The sequence below is a fragment of the Halobacteriovorax sp. CON-3 genome (assembly GCF_043196995.1).
Lineage (GTDB): Bacteria > Bdellovibrionota > Bacteriovoracia > Bacteriovoracales > Bacteriovoracaceae > Halobacteriovorax_A.
The window spans coordinates 1,052,791-1,071,145 of record NZ_JBEBNA010000001.1; the positions used below are offsets into that span (position 1 = coordinate 1,052,791).

Below are 18,355 nucleotides of genomic sequence, written 5' to 3' on the forward strand. Positions count from 1 at the left end.
GATACCAAGATTAAGAAAAAAGTGAAATAACACATTTAAGCTGTCCACTTCCATACTTGGCCATTTTTTCAAATTCATTAATCCCCACGGGGATATTAATATTATCAACCTTGTCCTGATTATCTTTCAAATCAGAGTCGTTAAAATAAATAAATTCATCATCGATATTCGTAATAACAATCCAATGAGGTACCTTCGTTTCAGTTAAGCGATAAGCACTTATTAGAACGAGGGCCAATCCTCCGCCTTCTATTATCTCACGAATTTTAGCGATGCCATAATTTTTAAAATGGGTTTTTACACTTACTTCTTTGAGCTTTTTTTCAAAATTTCGTTGAACGAGCTCAATAACCTCTTTCTTCTTTTTATCCCTGACAGAGTCTGTAAAAAGCGAAGACTTGCGATTAATATAAATCTCCGTTTTAAGCCCCCTCTTTGCTGCGGCCAGGGCAATCCCATGGGGGCCACATCCGCCATGCCCTGAGGCCATATAAATAGTTGTGGCCTCACGCCAGAGGTCTAGCTCAAGTTCTTGATTTAACTTTATCTTAGGTTTTAAAAATTTTAAGGCCATCATTAAGGCACTTGGCCCGCAGGTAAAGTCCGTCGTTTGCTGGTAGTAGGCAATATTTCTTTTGGCCTTGGCCGGAGCCTTACGGATACGCTTCTCATAGCAAAGAGCATCTTGGTGATCTTCATAATAATCTTGTTTTATTTTGAATTCTTTATAACCAAGTTTTTCATACAATGAGATAGCACCTTTATTCGTTCTCTTAACTTCAAGACGCAGGTATGAACAAGAGTGCTCTTGCCCCACCTTTTCTGCCAATAACATAAGCTTCTTGGCAAGGCCCTGTCCCTGAAAGCCACGACTAATAGCAATCGAGTAAATTCTCCCTAAGGATGTCCCACGATGGAAGAAAATGAGAACATAGCCAGCAATAACCTTGTTAACAAGGATCAGTTTTAGGGCCCCATGGGACTTAGTAATGGCGTATTTAAAATTCGTGGCGCTCAGGCGATCGCCATCAAAAGACTCCTCTTCAATTTTAAGGAGTGCGTTCAGATCTTCTAAGGTTGCATCTCTAAAAATATGCATAAAAAACTCTCGCTTTTTTTTTATAATTTATATTATTCTTAGATAAAAAAATATCTTTATTTTTATGTGGAGATAAAAAAAGATGGAAAAACTTGTTGTCATCGTTGATCGTCTAAAAGACTGGCAACCCTACTTCCCTACCGACCAGGTCATTACGGCCAAGGACTACCTATCAAAAGAAGAGTATCATCAACTTAAGAACCTTAGGGTTTTGAATTTATGTAATTCTTCCAAGTACTTATCCCTTGGTTACTATACTTCTCTTATTGCTGAGGCAAGAGGCCATAAAGTCATGCCCACAGTAAAAACCATTAATGATCTTTGCAAGAAGAAGCACTATACATATGATCTTGACGAGCTTCAAAGCTTGGCCCAAGAAGTGGCCACAAAGTATATCGACAATAAAGAGGAAGTCCGCTCAATTGCTTTTCGAGTATTCTTTGGAGAAACAAAAGAGAAGCTCTTTAGAAATATTGGCAAAGTAATATTTAATAACTACCCTGTCCCTATTTTTGAGGTACGTTTAGTATTTAACAAAATATGGAAAATCAACTCCATTGTACCTATTCACATAACTGACCTTAATGAACATCAGGAGACTTTCTTTGCCCAACATCTTGAACGTTTTAATAATCGTATCTGGCGTCTTCCAAATACCAGAAAACAATACAAGTATGACCTTGCAATCCTAGTGGATGATAAGGAAAAGCTTCCGCCGAGTAACCCTGAGGCGATAAGAAAATTCATCGATATTGGAAATAAGAACGGACTCTATGTTGAAACTATTTCCAAATATGACCTTGCACGAATCAATGAATTTGATGCACTCTTTATTCGTACGACAACTTCACTGGTAAACCCAACCTATGCCTTTGCAAAGACAGCTGTTGATGAAGGGCTCGTTGTTATTGATGACCCCAATGCAATCTTGAAATGTACGAATAAGATCTATCTTCACAATCTATTCAAGAAGAATGGAATTAACACAATAAAGAGTGAAATAGTCAGCGACTATAGTGATGCAACACTAGATCTTTTAGAAGAGAAGCTTAAGTTACCAATGGTTCTAAAAATCCCAGATGGAAGCTTCTCGATAGGAGTTTCAAAGGTTGAAACAAGACAAGAACTTAAAGAAAGTCTTAAGGAATTCCTACAAAAATCGGCCCTAATCCTAGTTCAGCAATTCCTATATACCGATTTTGACTGGCGTATTGGTGTTATTAACAAGAAACCATTCTATGCTTGCAAGTACTTTATGAGTAAGGAACATTGGCAAATCTATAATCATGCCAGTGGTGAAGAAGACAGCTCAGGGGATTCACAATGTTTAGCAATTGAAGATGTCCCACAGTATGTAATTGATACTGCGACTAAGGCCTGTACAAAAATTGGTGACGGACTCTTTGGCGTTGATATTAAAGATGACGGAAAGAAGGCCTATGTTGTGGAGGTTAATGATAATCCAAACTTAGACTTTGGTGTGGAAGACGAGTTAATTGGCGACGAGCTTTATGAAATTGTCATCAAGCATTTCATTCACAAAATTGAACAAACTAAGAATCTTTATTAGAACCATAAGTGTGGCCTAGCCACACTTTCTTTAATGCTTCATATAGAGCTTCATTAATATGCATTAACCTAGCATCTGAACTTTGCCCTAAGAGATATATTTGCTTAGCAAAATCCCCGATAACAGGTGCTTCATTTGGATCAAGTGTCTTTACTCGCTCAGGATACGCTTCTTTTAAGCGCTTACATATACTCATTGTTTTGCTCCCGTTCTTGTCACGGTAAGCAGCAACACCAAATGAGCGACAAACGGCAGGCCTTGTTAAATAATTCATACAATAACCTTTAGTCCCATCTTCAGAGTTACGATGATAAAAGACACAAGTTTTAGAAGGAGTCCCTTCAAGTTCTTCTAACAACTCTTCGACTCTTTCAATTCCTTCGTCATTAAGAAGACGAAATGCACTAGGTAACATTTCTGAAGTTGAAGCAGATATCTCCTGACTCAAGCAACATGCTCCACATCCACTAAGGCAAGGAAGTTCCTTGGTCAATTGATAGCTAGAGAAAGTCCTTGCAGACTCTTCAAAGATTGATTCAATATGCTTAGAGATCTCTTTATTTAAACTCACAAAACCTTCAACATGTAAAAACCGAAGGCCATTCTATTCATAAAAACTTAATTGGCAATAAAATTCGACATGCAAAACCACTTAAACAATTTCAACAACTTAACATTTAGTAATTTATACAACATAACTACTCTAGATAAATTTACTAGAGTATAAAGCATCCATGAAAATCTTAATCGCTACCCTACTTCTAAGTTTCACAACTTATGCAAAAGTCTTTAATGTTATGGCCCCATTACTTGTTGGTGACCCTAATAATTTAAATTCTAATTTTTCAAAATACCAAATTGAAGACTTTAAAAGACAGCTTCATGAAATAAAGGCCCTGGGGGCAACAGGCGTCAGTACAGATATTTGGTGGGGATTAGTTGAAAAAAATGATAACCAATTTGATTGGCAATACTATCAGCTCTTAAGTGATTTAATTATTCAAGCAGGTCTAAAGTGGGTTCCAATTCTTTCATTCCATCAATGTGGTGGAAATGTTGGAGATACATGTAACGTCCCTATTCCAAATTGGCTTTGGAAAAAATACGGACACGATGCCATGTCAAAATCAGAGCAAGGTAATTACTCAAAAGAATTCTTATCTGTATGGACAACTCAATATGCCATCGGAGAATTTTACGATGTCATGCACTCATTTAATTATCACTTTGGCCACAAGATGAATCATATATATGAAATCAATGTAAGTCTTGGGCCGGCTGGTGAACTCCGTTACCCATCATACAACTCTCATGACAATGGCACAGGTTATCCGACAAGAGGTGCAATACAAGCTTACTCAAGGCCCGCAATTGAAAGTTTTCAAAATGCAATGAAGTCAAAGTACAAGAGTGTGCAAAACTTAAATCAAGCTTGGGGCTTTGGGCTTCAAAACTTCGCTCAAGTTTTTCCACCAAATCCAAATTTCTTCTTTCAAAATAATGAACAGTATACTCAATACGGCAAGGACTTCTATCGCTGGTACTCTAATAGCCTTAGAGAGCACGGGAAGCGAATTCTATATGCGGCCATTGATGTCTTTAGAATCCATGTACATATTCAACTTGGCTTTAAAGTTCCCGGTATACACTGGCGAGTTGCCCCAGGAGGAGACCGTCTAGCAGAACTGAATGCAGGGCTCATTTCAACAGATAATGATATTTATAGCGACCAAACTGGCCATGGCTATAACCGTATTATTGGCCTTGTTAACGAATTAAAGGCCGAAAAGAATTTTTATAATATCAACTTTCATTTTACTTGCTTAGAAATGGATAATTACGATGGGCCAGATCATGCTCAAAGCTATGCTAAGGCACTCGTTTTTTGGGTTGCCCAAGAAGCAAATCGCCAAGGCGTTAGAATTCTTGGAGAGAATGCACTTGCTGGAACACTCTACTCACAAAGAGCATGGGATAATATCGCCGATGCCCTATATTTCGGAAATTATGATGGTGTGACCTTTCTTAGAATGGGAACGATCCTAAGTAGTGGCCTTGCCAGAGATAATTTCTATCGACTTACTCATCCACACTAACTTTCTTTAGAAGAAAGTCCGTTCTTGCGCTAAGAGTATCGTAATTTTCTCTTGAGAGCTTCCCTCCCAAAAGAGAGAGCTCTCTTACGCTATCACCTAGAACAAAATCACTATACTTATTATTCAAGTAAATGACACTTGAGTTGACCCCTAAGACCATTTGATCGCGTCTTGTTATTCTCATGGACTGATCGATTGAAACCTTTTCTAAGTTTTTAAAATATCTTAAGAAATAATAATTCCCAACAATTGACCATTTCCCTTGAATAAACTCGGCCTTACTACTTGGTTTTTCAGAATAATTAGTCTCAGAAGAGAACCAATCATTCATTGAATCGCATTTAAAACTTCCAATAACACGAGAAGCATAGGTATAGAGTCCTTGCCAACGAGCGATGCTCAAAGACTTTAAATTATCACATTCCAAAGAAGATGAATTTTCACTTTCCGTTTGCGCAAATTCAAATGGATGATAATCAAAATTAGATGGACTATATTCAGTTTTATTAATGACACTTACGATCCAAGTTTTATAATCCGGTAAGAATGTATACATCCCTTTTCCAGAAGAGCAATCGAGGTCCTCAACACCATCAAATGCAGCCTTAGCATACCCTTGAGTTGCACCAATTAAGAACGTCTGATTATCAATTGTAATTGTAGCAGGACCACCTGAATCCCCACGGCATGCTCCACTCTCATCTTCGTATAGAAGAATTGAGCGCTCTAATAGATTACGCCTAATGGCCGTAGCTGTAACATCAACTTTTTTAGGCTTACCAACAACGCCGTTTGCATCTTGACCGAAGCCAATTAGCTTAACTTTCTTATTTAGAACTTCATGACTTTCTGATGCCTCAAGAATTTCAATAACCTCAGCACTCTCCGGAGCAGCTTCTTCTAATTCTAAAATCGCAATATCAAAATTGTGACCAAAGTCTCCTCTTACACTTTCCAGACCATGCATCTCTAACAACGCATCCTGTGCGAGGTATGCTTCTTTGATATTAATAAACTTAGGCACCTCAGAAACAAAGGCCACCTGCATATTTTTATAAGAGCTACCAATTAAGCAATGGGCCGCCGTAATAATATGATGTTTTGAAATTAAACTTCCTGTACAAAATGATTTATCAAGATCATTTTCTTTAGTAATGGCAACTGTATATTTGAGTTCATTGGCCTGAACAGAGAGTTTCTCTCCACCAATAATGGCACCTGATTGTGTGTTAACTTTCAAGCCCCTTTCAGAACAAGAAATAAGTGATAGAAATAGGACAATAAATAATGGGGCTTTTCTCATGCTAAGAATGTAGCAAAACAAGAGAGTGACATGTGAAACTTGGCCTAATTCAGATAGTAATTATATGTAAAAACCTTAGTCAGAACTAGTCATTTCAAACAGTTAAGAGAATAACGAGATAAGTAAATCTTATCCACTCCCTATTCATAACTACTTTATTTTACTACAAAGCAATATGAGAAAAATAAAACTTCTATTCCTAGCACTTATTCAATTATCAATCTTTGCCATCTCGTTTGAGGGTCGAGTTCTGTATATTCACGATGGTGATACCATGACAATTTATAGTGACTTTCTAGGAAAGAAGAAAAATATTCGCATGCTAGGAATTGATACACCCGAGGTCGACTTCAACGGAAGTACTCAAGGGCAGATCTCCCTTGATGCCAGAGACTACCTCAGAAAGCTTGTTCCAATTGGAAGTACTGTTGTCATTGACTTGGGAAGAGATGGAGACCTAAACACGCGTCGTCTACTTGGTACAGTTCTATACCAAGGCCAAGATATAAATTTAGAAATGCTAAAATCAGGATTAGCTGTACCTTACTTTATTGAACCTTTTGATAAAGACATTATGTACGAATATATGGCCGCTTCTGAAAAAGTCTTCCTTGAAGAAATTGGAATTTACGCTCTTAACGTCCAGCTGCCATATGAATTTCGCATGAGTGTTCAAAATCGTATTGGAACAAATTACGTCGGTGACTTAGAGACAAAAATTCTTTATTCACCTGAAGATGGCCACATGGTCCCACCTTACCGCAGGCTCTTCATCCGATCTTTTGAGAGAGCAAAGCAGCTAGGTTATAAGTTATTTTCAAAATAAGTTATTCACATACGTGTCTAACAATTTCACTTACACCATCACCTGATTCAACTTCTGTTGTATAGATGAATTCATTGTCTTTTGGCCCGTATGCAATGGCCTCTTGCTGATAGAGCTTCTTAGTCGTTACGATTCTAAATTCACTCTTGGCATCTAACTTTCTTGCATTGAACTCTTTTAAAGAATTGAACTCAATATTAAATTCAAAAACAGCTCCATAAGTTAGAACAAGAAGTGTTTTACCGTCTTTCGAGATATCCATTGCCGTCGCAATTCTTCCCCAAAGGTTGTAGTTATATAGATGATAAGGAAGATCAACTGTAGCGACTTCCTCTAATTCGGCCTTCTCATTTTTCTCGATAGCTTTAGCAACTTTCTTTTTGCCTAACTTAAAAAGCTTTGCAGGCATAGCACGGCGATTTTCTTCGTCCACAATCTTCGTTAAAATATAAATATCACCACTTGGATGAACAACCATACTCTCAGCATCGTACTTTTCTTTATTAGGATAAACGAAACGTAAGACAAACTCTGGCCCAACTTCAGTAGTATCAGCTTTCAATTTCATCTCATCGATGGCGACAATTGAAAGAAATTTTCTCTTCTTACGATTATCTCCAATATCTGCAATATAAACACACTTAAGATCACCACATGGACCTAAAGACATATCTTCCATATCATAAGGCTTGAAATTGTTGACCTTAACTTTCTTTGTATTCTTTCCAGAAATCGTTGTCCAAAAAATCTCCGGCCCAGAGCCAGAATCATTTAAGTTATACATACGATCATCATGAACTTGAGAGATTGCAATCCCAGACGTCTCATTTAAAACTGAAGTATCAAGGCTTCCAATAACCTGTGGACCAGACCATTTCTGACAAATAGCAAAAGTTGAAATTGACACTAAAGTAAGTGTGAGTAGACGTAACATAGCTCCCCCAAATTGTTGCTGGACTATTAAATCACTCGTCGTTTACTATGACAATACACATGCATGGAGAGATTAAATGCTAGACTTTAAGGCAAAACCAATAATTGCAGTTATTTATCTACGCCCACTACTTGGCTACGCGAGTCATCCAGGAATAAATCAGGTCATTGATTACGCCCTTGAAGACCTTGAAGTTCTAAGAAAGTGCGGAGTCGATGCGGCCCTCTTAGAAAATGAGCACGACAGGCCTTATACAGTTGAGGCCTCTAAAGAAGTTATTGCAAGCATGAGTGTTGTGGCCAACATGGTCCAAAGACAAGCGGGCAACTACCCAATTGGCTCAGAGTTTTTAATCAATGATCCAGAAGCTTCCCTTGCAATTGCGAAGGCCGGTGGCAATTCTTTTATCCGTACTGATTACTTTGTTGATCGCATGGCACGCGAGGAATACGGCGGAGAGATGAAAATTGATCCTCAAGGTCTACTCAATTATCGCAAAAAAATCGCAGCAGACGATATTCAACTCTTAACAGATATTCAGGTTAAGTATGCAACCATGTTAGAAGAGAAAACCCTCGCCCAATCTGCTCGCGAAGCATACGAGTTTAAAAGTGCTGCGGCCGTTGTCTCTGGCCGCGAAACAGGAATCGCTCCAAGTATAAAAGAAATCATGGAAGCAAAAGAAGGCGCACCAGAGCTTCCAATTATCATTGGCTCAGGTCTTTCTCATAATAATCTAGATGAACTCTATCCTGCTCTTGACGGCGCTATCGTTGGAAGTGCACTTATGACAGACACTCGTATGGATTATGAAAAAATTGCACCATTTATGGATATCGTAAGAAGGCTTAGACAATAATGTATACCTTCATTGGCGATGCAGGTTTTGATGATTATACATCCGTACATGAAAGGCATCTTGGTGGTTGTTCTTTAAATGTGGCCACGCATTTTATGCGCAATTCAAATTCAAAGGCAACACTAATCTATCCCGCAGCAAGTGATGGCCAAGTAATTATCAACCATTGTCAAAAAGAAGGTATTCAGGCCGTTCCACTTTTTCGAGAGGGAAAGACTCCGGTTCAATTTATCGAGACCTTAGAAAGTGGCGAAAAGAACTTCACTGAATACAAAAGTGGTGTGCTTGAAAACTTTCAATTCACCAAAGAAGAACTTCAATTAATTAAAGAACTTGAAGGTCATATCGTCTGCCCTCTCTACTCACAGATCCTTCCATTCGTAGACCAACTTATTGAAGCGAAACCTAGGGCAAAGTTTATTTTTGATTTTCATGATGCTCAAGGCTTTGAGATTGAAAAGTATTTAAAGGTAGCCGAACTGGCACTCTTTGGACTAACACCAAGTCATGATCTTGAATTTTATCTTAGGGAGTTTGTAAAAGCTCATAAAATATCAGTACTCATCACAAGAAGTGCTGGTGAAATTTCTTTCTTTAATAAGAATGAATCGATTAGCTATACTCCTCAACCGGTTGATGTCGTCATCGACTCCACAGGAGCTGGCGACGCATTCCTTGGCGCATACCTCGCCCACAAAAATCTAGAAAAAGCCTCTCATTACGCAAAATCAATTTTATCAGTTAGGGGCGCGGGTACGAATCGAGATTTCGAAGACTTATAAATCAAAATCTGTATAATTAGCCCTCTTTTGCCCATACCCTATGAGATTTTAGCAACTAACTACTGGAATTCTCGATTCGTACCCGCGCCCCATTTTGAAAAATCTTAATATCAAAATGAAATTTAAATGCGTAAAAGATCTTAGACGCCTATTACCTCTACAAACAAGTGAGGTAAATATGAATCAACTACTAATTAATTTTAAAGAATCAAAAACAATAAATGAGTTATCGGAAGTTTTAGATACTGGATGGCAAACGTATAAAGACAATGCCTTAATATACAGTGGCTTTACACTGGCCTTCACTCTACTAGTCTGGATACTCTCCGCTATTCCATTTTCTTCGTGCCTTATCACACCATTTTACTTAGCAGCAACTTACACAGCGATCACAAGATCAGAAACACAAAAACAACTTACGATTTACGATTTTCTTTTGATACCAAAAGAAAAATTCAATTTGATTTTTATAACGGGCTCTTTATCGACACTGATTACTTTCTTTGGCGTTATTCTTTTTATTATTCCAGGAATTTATTTCTTTGCTTCTTATCTCTTCGTTATGCCTTTAAGTCTTGAACAAGATGAACAAAATACAAAAGCATGGGAACTACTTGAGAAAAGTAGAAAAATCTTTTCAGAAAACTATCAAATTATATTAGCAGCAACACTCATCTACCTTGTTCTTGCTCTACTTGCAGTGCTTTCACTTGGACTAGGTCTTTTTATCGTAACACCTCTAATCGCATGTATTAATTATCAGCTCTATAAAAAACTTAAATTGCAAAATGTGGCGCTCTAAGCGCCATTTTTTTTTAGCGAGGAAGTAAATAATGCCAAAGAAGAAGCTAATCCGCCAAGGAGATTATCCTTACCATGTGACGACACGAAATAATAACCGAGACTGGTTTAGTATTCCCATGAATGAAGTATGGGATATTTGTAAAGAGTCTTTAATTTATGCACAAGAGAAAGAAAAGGTACAAATAAACTGTTTTGTTCTCATGTCAAACCACTACCATCTCCTACTTACTACTCCCGATGAAAATATCGATCGCTTTATGATGCATTTTAACTGGAGAATTAGTTATTTAATTTCATTGAGGACAAGTAGAATCAATCATAAATTTAGTAATCGATATAAGTGGTCTATCGTGGCAGATCAAAATTATCTGTATAATGTTTATCGTTACCTTTACCAAAATCCGATACGGGCAGGAATCTCTGAAGCTTGTATTGACTATCCTTACACATCACTACACTTTTCAAGACTTGAGGCAGAGCTATTTCAGTATCGGCCACATATCGATTATGCAGGGGCAAAACAACTAATTGAAAGAAGGTATGATACTGAATTTGATGATTGTATTAGAAAGTCTTTAAAGAAGAGCTACTTCACACCAAAGCAAAGTATATCTGCACTATATCTAAAAAGACTCAAGGACTTCAAGATTACAATATAAGTATTGGAATTCTCGATTGGTACCCGCGCCCCTTTTAAGGGACATAAAGTGGTTTAAGTTTTATTTCACCTTTTTCAAAAACGATTTCATGAATTGAAGAAATAAATCGATGTTCACTATCTGCTTTCTTTTCTTGAAAGATAATATATTTGAAAACTTCAGAAACCACGAGGGCCGCCTCTTCTAAGTTGTAACCGTATGAGGAAACGACTGACTGGCGAATTAAGCGATCAATTGTATTAACAGGACCACTACCACCAGCACATGCAACACCAACGGCATTATTTCTAACGAGATCAATATATGGGTAACTCAATCTTTCATCTAAATAACTAAGAGTAATATAATCACTTCTGCTCTCTTCCGCAGCACTCATGACCTCAAGAATAGAGTCAGCATCTTTTCCACGCGGCATAAGCCTTGTCACTAAGTTTCGATAAAAAACGATCGATGGAGTGGTTTCAATTGAAACCAGTGTCTTCTCTTTTGGCAGAAGGTTTAGAATTGTATTATAAAGAGTCGTCTTACCTGAACCAAAGTCACCTGCACAAAGAATACCTCTGTTTGATTCAACAATTCCTGTAATAATCTCTTTTCCTTTTTCTGTAAGTGCATTTAATGAAATATAATCTTTTAGAGATAAAATTTTCTTAGGTAGTTTTGTTAACTTAAGAGCTGGCCCTTTAATTGATATTGGCGAAAGAACAACTGAAACAGTTAGCACTTCTGTTATGTACCTAGAAAAGGAAACCTGTTTATCAGTTATACCGAAATTTTCCTTAAGAGAATTGATCACTCTTTCGTACTCATCTTTATTATTGAAGCATTGAACAGACTGCCACCCATCAACTCTTTTTACCGATACATCATGATAAGCACCGACACTGATCTCATCAACTGATTCATCACAAACAAACTTATATAAACTTCCAAGCACTTCTTCTAATTGATCTTTCATCATTTCTCCTACAGTTATTATCTACTGTAAGCTTATTTGTTATTTCAAAATAATTCACCTAGGGACTTCCCTAGGACGCCTCTAACCATTTGAATTTTAGAGCATTTGTGACAGCTTCAGTTCGCTTACTAGCTTGCGTCTTTTTGAATATAGAGCTCATATGATACTCAATAGTCTTTACTGAAATCGAGAGAGCATTGGCCATCTCTTTATTTGTGTAACCAAGTGAGACCAACGCCAGCACTTCTGCCTCTCTTGCTGTTAAGGGGTTCTCTGGTGAGATCGCTGATTGATCAACTGATTTTGTTAAAGATTCCAAGGTTTTAGCTACACGATTTAGACATAGTGATTGATTTTTACCACGTGAGTAAAGACGACATTCTTTAGCTAAATTGAGTAACTCTGCCTCTAAGGTTTTTATAAAAATCTCCCCATTAAACCAAAAACTTCTAAATAAAATATCTCCTACTATTCCTATCGGTTACTAGTCCCTAAATAATTAACTTATCTGAGCAACAATCACCACTAACCCACTGAAATCTCGATAGGTACCCGCGCCCCTTTTAAGTAAGTATTACAAGAAGCAGTGTCAAATAAACTAAATAGAGTTAATTAAGTAGGTGTATCTAAAAATGAGAGGGACAAATGAAGATTTTATCGTTAATTGCCATTCTATTTACTCTAAATGCATCAGCAGGTTGCCTAGAGGATCAAACAAGTTGCGACTATGAATTTCAAGGCTGTGTGAACTTTGCGATTCAAATGCCATATGAAAAAGATATCACGCCAATGCTCTATCGCTGTCAGGAGAAATACTTAACAGTAATCACTTATGAACAATGTATGTCAGTGGCAGAAGAAATGATCTTTATGAGAGACAAAAACAAGGCCCGCGCAATTTGTGGCACACAGTTTGGTGGAGCTTTTAACTTTGATCAATGCCTAGCTCATGCTGAGGCACAGGCCTACACAGAAGATATCACTCGCCTTGGGCTTGAATGTTTTGAAAAACAGAAAGAAACAATCACCCTAGCACAGTGCTCACAAGTAGCAGCACTTATGCACTTTATAAAAGATAAGAATTATATAAATCGTTATTGCTTTGAAAAGTATTTTTAAGAAATGCCTCCGAACGGAGGTTTTTTTATTTTCGTATTAATTCGATATAAGCGAACATTGCTCTTCGTTTAAGCTTTTTCGAAAAGCCAAGAACCTCATTGGTCGATGAAACACCAGCATAAACTGATATCTTCTTTTTCTTATAATATTTTAAGGCCTCATTGTATAAGAGTTTTGAAACGCCACGCCCTTGAGCATCTGGGTGAACAGAAATTGACATAATATGGCCAACATTAGTCCTTGAAATACTAGGTACAACAAAGCCAATCGCCTTACCATCCTCAACAGCAACTAATGCATCGACATTATACTTGATAAGGTTCTCGACAAAACCAAGAAACATCTTACGAGGAAAGTTCTCACAGCGTGATGTTGTGCTGAACTTGTGAGCAAGATATTCAATATCGGCTACCTCGTCACTTAAGTCTTTGTTGAGTTTCACGACTTTAACATCTTTATCATACTCATATTTTGAAAGATACTTTAGGCCATCATCAACACTTGCCAAAAGTTCCTCACCACGACTTCTCCCACCTAAATCGAGCAACTGATTATATAATCGAGAATTTACTGGAACATAGAAATGGGCCCTTTTAATGCGTTTAACATTATTAAACACATCCTCAACCATGGCCTTCGTCTCACCTAGAGACCATTTTGGAGCAACTTGAACATCAACTTTTATAATTCTTAGACCTATATCGTATGAAGGAAAGAATTGATAAAAGTATTTATTTTTCTTCTCATCATGACGAGTATATATAGACTCATCACTTAAGCTCTTTTTAATATCATTTTTACGAATTGATGAATATTTCCTTGGTACTGAAATGCCCTTACTTTTGCAAAACTTAACGAGTGCTGAACTGTCATATAACAAATCAAGAAGTATCTTTTTCATTAAATTTCCAATAAGCTCTTAATAATTGGATTATTCATTTTCTCTAACTCTGCCTTGATATATTTCATCGAAGTTGCAAAGCTTCCATCATTCCAAATGCTTGAAGCATTCTCTTCTTTTTCTTCAATTAATTGCTTTGATGTCAGTCCAATCTTTTCAGTTTGAATTCTAGTAATCACTCCAATTAGCTCTCCAGTATTGCGGTCAACGATTGGAGACCCTGAATCTCCACCAGAAGCATCACAGCCTGTTGCAATTGAGAAGACCTTATCAAGCTTTTTAACTTTATCATCACCAAAGATGATTTGGCAGTCGTTAGAGTTTTCATAGCGAGCAAGTCCTAGTTTTTCATTATCAAAGAAACCAAACCCTACTGTAGTTAGAGGTGTTCCCTCTTCAGCTACTTTATCGAAGTTAAGCTTAACTGCAGAAACAGTCTTCATAAGGATTGCTTCCTTATCTTCCATATTGATTGATACAATTGCAAAATCAATATCATCGCTATAGAAGATTAGCTCTTTTGCCTTCAAAGAAAATTTTGGCCCTGCAATAAAATGAAAGAGCATATCATTGAAATTCTCACGATCAATAACATGGGCGGCTGTTGCAACAAGGTGCTCACCTTCATACTTACCAAGATAAAAAGCTGTTCCAACATTTTTAAGTGTCAACTTATTCGCTGTATTCACAACACCAAGACCAGTAATAAGGATTGAGCTCTTTAGCTCTTCAACATCTGGAGTGTCATTTTCACCAATATGAATACGATTCCATTCATCACCAACTACATATTCTTTAATATTGAGGTCCTTTCTTTGATTTGAAAGAACATATTTTAAGTAAACACTAGGATAGTTGATATTTTCGTAAAGCTTAATAATGGCCCTATAGATCGAAACTGAAGAACAAGTTCTTTCGATACGATTAACCTGTGTTACATAACCCCTAATACGATCTTTTCTTAGATCCATAAGATTCGTAATATAAACGCCATCGACACTCATCACTTGCATTATTCTTGCAATTTCTCGAAGCGAAGATAGTTCTTGCTCTTCACTACATAATTCTGCATGAGAATTGAAAGTAATTAAAATAGTAATAAGAAGTGATAATAATTTAAAGCGCATTTTCAATTAAACCTTTATTAGAGTTAAGCTTTTTCTTTGTTAGACGGATTAAACGATTAAGAGAGATAAACTTTTCTTTTCCCTTACGTTTACATAGGCCATCATCTTGAGTCGCTATCTCAATTACGGCCTTACGTACATCTTCGTATGAATAATTTGTATTCTTATATTTGCGGTTGACGCGATTAACGAATGTAAAAAAGAGGTTATTTTCGCGGCTATACTTATTCTCTTGTAGCTCAAGAACTTCTTCTTCTATTTTTGAGTCAACATCCTGATTAGCAATTTCTTCTTCTGACAATTCCGACATCTTTAAAATGATATAAGTTCCAATGATCCCTTTCTCGTTCTTCAAAATATCAAAGAATGAAGCAACCGCTGTAATTCCGAGAACAACAGGTATTGAAAATGGAACAAAGGCCACAATGAAAACTGCAACAGGATGACTAACAACCTTTGCTAGCCAATAATAGCCCTTTAACTTATATACCCAATCATTCTTGTCCTCATTGGCCGACTGATCCTTAGGGTACAAAGACTCAATCTTATCCTTATAAGCATCCATACACTGATAATCAAAAGTGTTGGCCTGAACAGCACTCCATAAAATTGAAATACATATAAATAGAGTTTTAAGTTGTTTCATCATAGTTGTAAGATTGAGATTAAATGATTTTTTGATAAATTACTTAAGATTTGAAATATCTACGCCTGTGTACATAGAGTGAACGGCCTTTAATTTCTTGTAATACCAATAACTTGAGTTAATTATTTAATTAAACATTCTTTAATCCATTCTATATATGTCGTTACCGAAGAAGAAGTTGTGAAAAATAAGCTTAATCTCGACATTCTCTTGGAAAATATTGATGGCATTGCCTATCGATGTCTAAATGATAAGCATTGGACAATGCTCTTTATGACCTCAGGGGTTGAGAGGATCCTAGGTTATAAGGCCGAGGAATTTATCAATAACAAGGAATTATCTTTTCCAGATATTTACCATCCAGATGACATCACAAGGGTATCGAAAGAAGTAGAGATGGCCATCGATAATAAAACCTTCTTTACTATCGAGTATCGAGTAAAGCACAAGAAAGGACATTATATTTATGTTTGGGAGCAAGGTATTGGTATATTTGAAAATGACGAGCTGGTGGCCCTAGAAGGATATATTTGTGATATCACCATAAGAAAGCTTACAGAAATGGAGCTTATGGAGATCGTTGAGAAGCAGGCAAAGGAGCTATTAAAGAAGAAGGAAGGTGAAATAGAAAGGGCCAACTTTCAGCGTATTCTTGAACTAACAAAAGGCATGGCCCACGAACTTAAAAACCCGTTAACTCTTACATTAAACTCGTATCAAATTTTAAGAGCGGAAATTTTTCGAAAAGAACAAAGATTAGAAAAAATTGAAACCCTACTCTCTGTGATGAGGGATGCTAACAAACGTATTAATGATATCGTTGAGACAATTGATCTTACATTTCGCTCCGTCTCTAATGTAAAAGAAATCTTTAATGTAAAGAAGCTAGTCGATAAGAGTATGACCATTGATTTTAAGCAGGAGCTAAAAGAACAAGAAATCAAGCTAACTCTTCCTGAGGACATCAAGGATTTTAATTTATTTATTACTGGGCCAAATTTTATCCAGGCCCTAAAAAATATTCTTAAAAACTCAATTAACGCAATAAAAGAGGCAAAAGAAAGTATAAAAAAAGAAATAAAAGTTAGCATTGAAGTTAACAAAACAAACCAAGCACTCTTAATCAAGATACATGACACTGGTATTGGTATATCTGAAGACTATGTTAAAAATATCACTCTTCCATTTTTCTCCTCAACGTCCCAAAAGACAGGAGGAGGCCTAGGCCTTGCAATCGCAAAATTCCTTCTTCAAAATGATAAAATTGATATCTCATTTAAGAGTGATATTGGACACTGGACAGAGGTGACCCTAAATATCCCTAAAGAGCGATGGAGGCATAGCGATGGCGACTAGTATACTATTTGTAGATGATGAAGAGGCGCTACTCGATCTTATTGAAATGATTTTCGAAGAGGATGTCTTAGATGGAAAGTTTAAGACTCACTTTGCTCTTTCTGGGGAAGATGCACTTAAAAAGCTTCATAGTGAAGAAGGAAATGATATCACTGTTCTTGTGACAGATATCAACATGCCTAATATGAATGGAATTGAACTTGTTAAAGAAGTAAAAAAACAATTCCCTAGTATCTTAATCTACATGATGTCTGCATATGGAGATCAAAAAACTTTAGAAGAAGTCAGCAAGCTTGAGATAAAACACTACTTCAATAAGCCTGTCGACTTTAGTGAATTAAAGAGAACCATCGAAGAGGATGTTGCCTAAACATGGAGAAGATATAAGTTGCATTCCGTTTTTTTCATTATATCCAACGTTACGCTTCCTAGTGATAAGTGCTCAAAAATATAGTGTTGGGGTTTCAAAACCACAAGGTCTGATTTTTCACTTCTAATGAGTTCTTCTAGTCGCTGTCCGGGTTCAGCATTCAAAATCATCTTTAACGTATAACTTGCATCAATCCCTTGTTTTTTTAGGATTGCCACTGCCTTTTGTAACTCATCTTCGGCCCCTTTATGAAGTTCAGACATTTCGTTAGTTAGGACTTCTCTAGGATAAGGCCCATCAGGAAAGACTTCTAAATTATAACTAACGAAATTTAATGGAACGATACAGTCCATATGTACCTTTGCATTATTACACTTTGCTAAATTAGCGACTGTTGCAAGGTTTTCCTCATCAAGAGACTCATAAGGTATTAGATAAGTAATTTTCTTAAAATTTTCGACAGAGGTCTTAGTGATGAGTACATCTCTATTTAAATTGAACAATGACTTCTCCGCAAATGTGTTTAGAAAGAAGCGATGAAGTTCACCGTGATGACTAGCACCGACCGATATGATTTCCATTTCCGGGTCTTCACTTAAGTGCTCAATCCCTTCATTTATTGAGCCTTCAAAATTTTCAAATTCAATATCTTCTTTAGAAATATTGAGTCGTCCCAAAGTTGCATTCACCATCTCAAGTGAGGTTTCTTCAATATTCTTTCTCCACACAGGATCCTTAATTCGACGGGAACGAGTGGATGTCGAGTGAAATTGTTTTTCTAGCTGAGGAGAGATTGTATCAATATGATAGAGCGAAGGTTTTAACCCGAGTGCTTTGGCAAAGTTATAACCTGAACGAATATTTTTTTCAGAACCTTCATGAAGGTCTGAACAGATAACCAATTTTTTCATGATGCCTCCACTCTCTATATTATTTGGCATAGGCA

20 protein-coding genes are annotated in these 18,355 nt (G+C 36.8%); 10 read left to right on the plus strand and 10 right to left on the minus strand.

The annotated features are described in order from the left end of the window. Positions 1-10: 10 nt before the first annotated feature. Positions 11-1,099, minus strand: coding sequence for a GNAT family N-acetyltransferase/peptidase C39 family protein (locus tag ABMA72_RS04860; protein WP_392856622.1), 1,089 nt, complete (start codon positions 1,097-1,099; stop codon positions 11-13). Positions 1,100-1,181: 82 nt separating this feature from the next. Here ABMA72_RS04860 and ABMA72_RS04865 point away from each other — a divergent pair, with 82 nt between their 5' ends. Further along, entirely contained in the window at positions 1,182-2,669 is a 1,488-nt protein-coding gene (locus tag ABMA72_RS04865; RefSeq protein WP_392856624.1) for a RimK family protein, read from the plus strand. On the opposite strand, the gene ABMA72_RS04870 is transcribed toward ABMA72_RS04865, so the two are convergent. Next, positions 2,653-3,240, minus strand: coding sequence for a YkgJ family cysteine cluster protein (locus ABMA72_RS04870; RefSeq protein WP_393056285.1), 588 nt, complete (start codon positions 3,238-3,240; stop codon positions 2,653-2,655). The two genes, ABMA72_RS04865 and ABMA72_RS04870, sit on opposite strands and share 17 nt — an antisense overlap. Before the next feature lie 163 nt (positions 3,241-3,403). Here ABMA72_RS04870 and ABMA72_RS04875 point away from each other — a divergent pair, with 163 nt between their 5' ends. Then, positions 3,404-4,765 (plus strand): family 14 glycosylhydrolase, encoded by a 1,362-nt coding sequence (locus tag ABMA72_RS04875; protein ID WP_393056287.1) that lies wholly within the window; start codon positions 3,404-3,406, stop codon positions 4,763-4,765. Here ABMA72_RS04875 and ABMA72_RS04880 read toward each other — a convergent pair. Continuing rightward, positions 4,749-6,068 carry a S1 family peptidase gene (locus ABMA72_RS04880; protein ID WP_393056289.1) on the minus strand — a complete coding sequence of 440 codons (1,320 nt, stop codon included), beginning with the start codon at positions 6,066-6,068 and terminating at the stop codon, positions 4,749-4,751. The two genes, ABMA72_RS04875 and ABMA72_RS04880, sit on opposite strands and share 17 nt — an antisense overlap. A gap of 175 nt (positions 6,069-6,243) precedes the next feature. Here ABMA72_RS04880 and ABMA72_RS04885 point away from each other — a divergent pair, with 175 nt between their 5' ends. Then, the gene (locus ABMA72_RS04885; RefSeq protein WP_393056291.1) at positions 6,244-6,894 is read left to right on the plus strand and encodes a thermonuclease family protein; all 651 of its coding nucleotides are present in this window, start codon (positions 6,244-6,246) and stop codon (positions 6,892-6,894) included. Between the two features lies 1 nt (position 6,895). On the opposite strand, the gene ABMA72_RS04890 is transcribed toward ABMA72_RS04885, so the two are convergent. After that, on the minus strand, positions 6,896-7,828 hold the full coding sequence (locus tag ABMA72_RS04890; RefSeq protein ID WP_393056293.1) for a hypothetical protein: 933 nt from the start codon (positions 7,826-7,828) through the stop codon (positions 6,896-6,898). 76 nt (positions 7,829-7,904) lie between these two features. Here ABMA72_RS04890 and ABMA72_RS04895 point away from each other — a divergent pair, with 76 nt between their 5' ends. The 4 genes from ABMA72_RS04895 (at position 7,905) to ABMA72_RS04910 (ending at position 10,932) form a co-directional block, all read left to right on the plus strand. Then, positions 7,905-8,687: a BtpA/SgcQ family protein gene (locus tag ABMA72_RS04895; protein WP_393056295.1), complete on the plus strand. Its 783-nt coding sequence runs from the start codon at positions 7,905-7,907 to the stop codon at positions 8,685-8,687. Next, a complete protein-coding gene (locus ABMA72_RS04900; protein WP_393056297.1) occupies positions 8,687-9,469 on the plus strand; it encodes a carbohydrate kinase family protein in 783 nt (260 codons plus the stop codon). The genes ABMA72_RS04895 and ABMA72_RS04900 overlap by 1 nt, the downstream gene beginning before the upstream one ends. Positions 9,470-9,647: 178 nt before the next feature. Continuing rightward, complete coding sequence (locus tag ABMA72_RS04905) at positions 9,648-10,271, plus strand: hypothetical protein (RefSeq protein WP_393056299.1); 624 nt, start codon at positions 9,648-9,650, stop codon at positions 10,269-10,271. 31 nt (positions 10,272-10,302) lie between these two features. Beyond that, positions 10,303-10,932, plus strand: coding sequence for a transposase (locus tag ABMA72_RS04910; protein ID WP_393056301.1), 630 nt, complete (start codon positions 10,303-10,305; stop codon positions 10,930-10,932). 34 nt (positions 10,933-10,966) lie between these two features. Here the strand turns inward: ABMA72_RS04910 and ABMA72_RS04915 are convergent, their stop codons facing one another. Continuing rightward, on the minus strand, positions 10,967-11,890 hold the full coding sequence (locus tag ABMA72_RS04915; RefSeq protein WP_393056303.1) for an ATPase, T2SS/T4P/T4SS family: 924 nt from the start codon (positions 11,888-11,890) through the stop codon (positions 10,967-10,969). Positions 11,891-11,960: 70 nt separating this feature from the next. Further along, positions 11,961-12,209: a response regulator transcription factor gene (locus tag ABMA72_RS04920; protein ID WP_393056305.1), complete on the minus strand. Its 249-nt coding sequence runs from the start codon at positions 12,207-12,209 to the stop codon at positions 11,961-11,963. A 326-nt stretch (positions 12,210-12,535) separates the two neighbouring features. Here ABMA72_RS04920 and ABMA72_RS04925 point away from each other — a divergent pair, with 326 nt between their 5' ends. Next, entirely contained in the window at positions 12,536-13,009 is a 474-nt protein-coding gene (locus tag ABMA72_RS04925; protein WP_392856647.1) for a hypothetical protein, read from the plus strand. Between the two features lie 25 nt (positions 13,010-13,034). On the opposite strand, the gene ABMA72_RS04930 is transcribed toward ABMA72_RS04925, so the two are convergent. From ABMA72_RS04930 to ABMA72_RS04940, 3 genes are read right to left on the minus strand one after another with little or no spacing between them, the layout of a single operon-like run. Then, positions 13,035-13,910, minus strand: a complete 876-nt coding sequence (locus ABMA72_RS04930; RefSeq protein ID WP_393056307.1) for a GNAT family N-acetyltransferase — start codon at positions 13,908-13,910, stop codon at positions 13,035-13,037. Beyond that, a complete protein-coding gene (locus ABMA72_RS04935) occupies positions 13,910-15,037 on the minus strand; it encodes a serine protease (protein WP_392856651.1) in 1,128 nt (375 codons plus the stop codon). Before ABMA72_RS04935 ends, ABMA72_RS04930 begins: the two co-directional genes overlap by 1 nt. Next, the gene (locus ABMA72_RS04940; protein ID WP_393056309.1) at positions 15,027-15,686 is read right to left on the minus strand and encodes a hypothetical protein; all 660 of its coding nucleotides are present in this window, start codon (positions 15,684-15,686) and stop codon (positions 15,027-15,029) included. The genes ABMA72_RS04935 and ABMA72_RS04940 overlap by 11 nt, the downstream gene beginning before the upstream one ends. 177 nt (positions 15,687-15,863) lie before the next feature. On the opposite strand from ABMA72_RS04940, the gene ABMA72_RS04945 reads away from it, so the two are divergent. Then, positions 15,864-17,039, plus strand: coding sequence for a PAS domain-containing protein (locus ABMA72_RS04945; RefSeq protein ID WP_393056310.1), 1,176 nt, complete (start codon positions 15,864-15,866; stop codon positions 17,037-17,039). Beyond that, complete coding sequence (locus tag ABMA72_RS04950; protein WP_392856656.1) at positions 17,029-17,409, plus strand: response regulator; 381 nt, start codon at positions 17,029-17,031, stop codon at positions 17,407-17,409. Before ABMA72_RS04945 ends, ABMA72_RS04950 begins: the two co-directional genes overlap by 11 nt. On the opposite strand, the gene ABMA72_RS04955 is transcribed toward ABMA72_RS04950, so the two are convergent. Continuing rightward, entirely contained in the window at positions 17,406-18,320 is a 915-nt protein-coding gene (locus tag ABMA72_RS04955; protein ID WP_392856657.1) for a universal stress protein, read from the minus strand. The two genes, ABMA72_RS04950 and ABMA72_RS04955, sit on opposite strands and share 4 nt — an antisense overlap. Between the last annotated feature and the right edge of the window lie 35 nt (positions 18,321-18,355).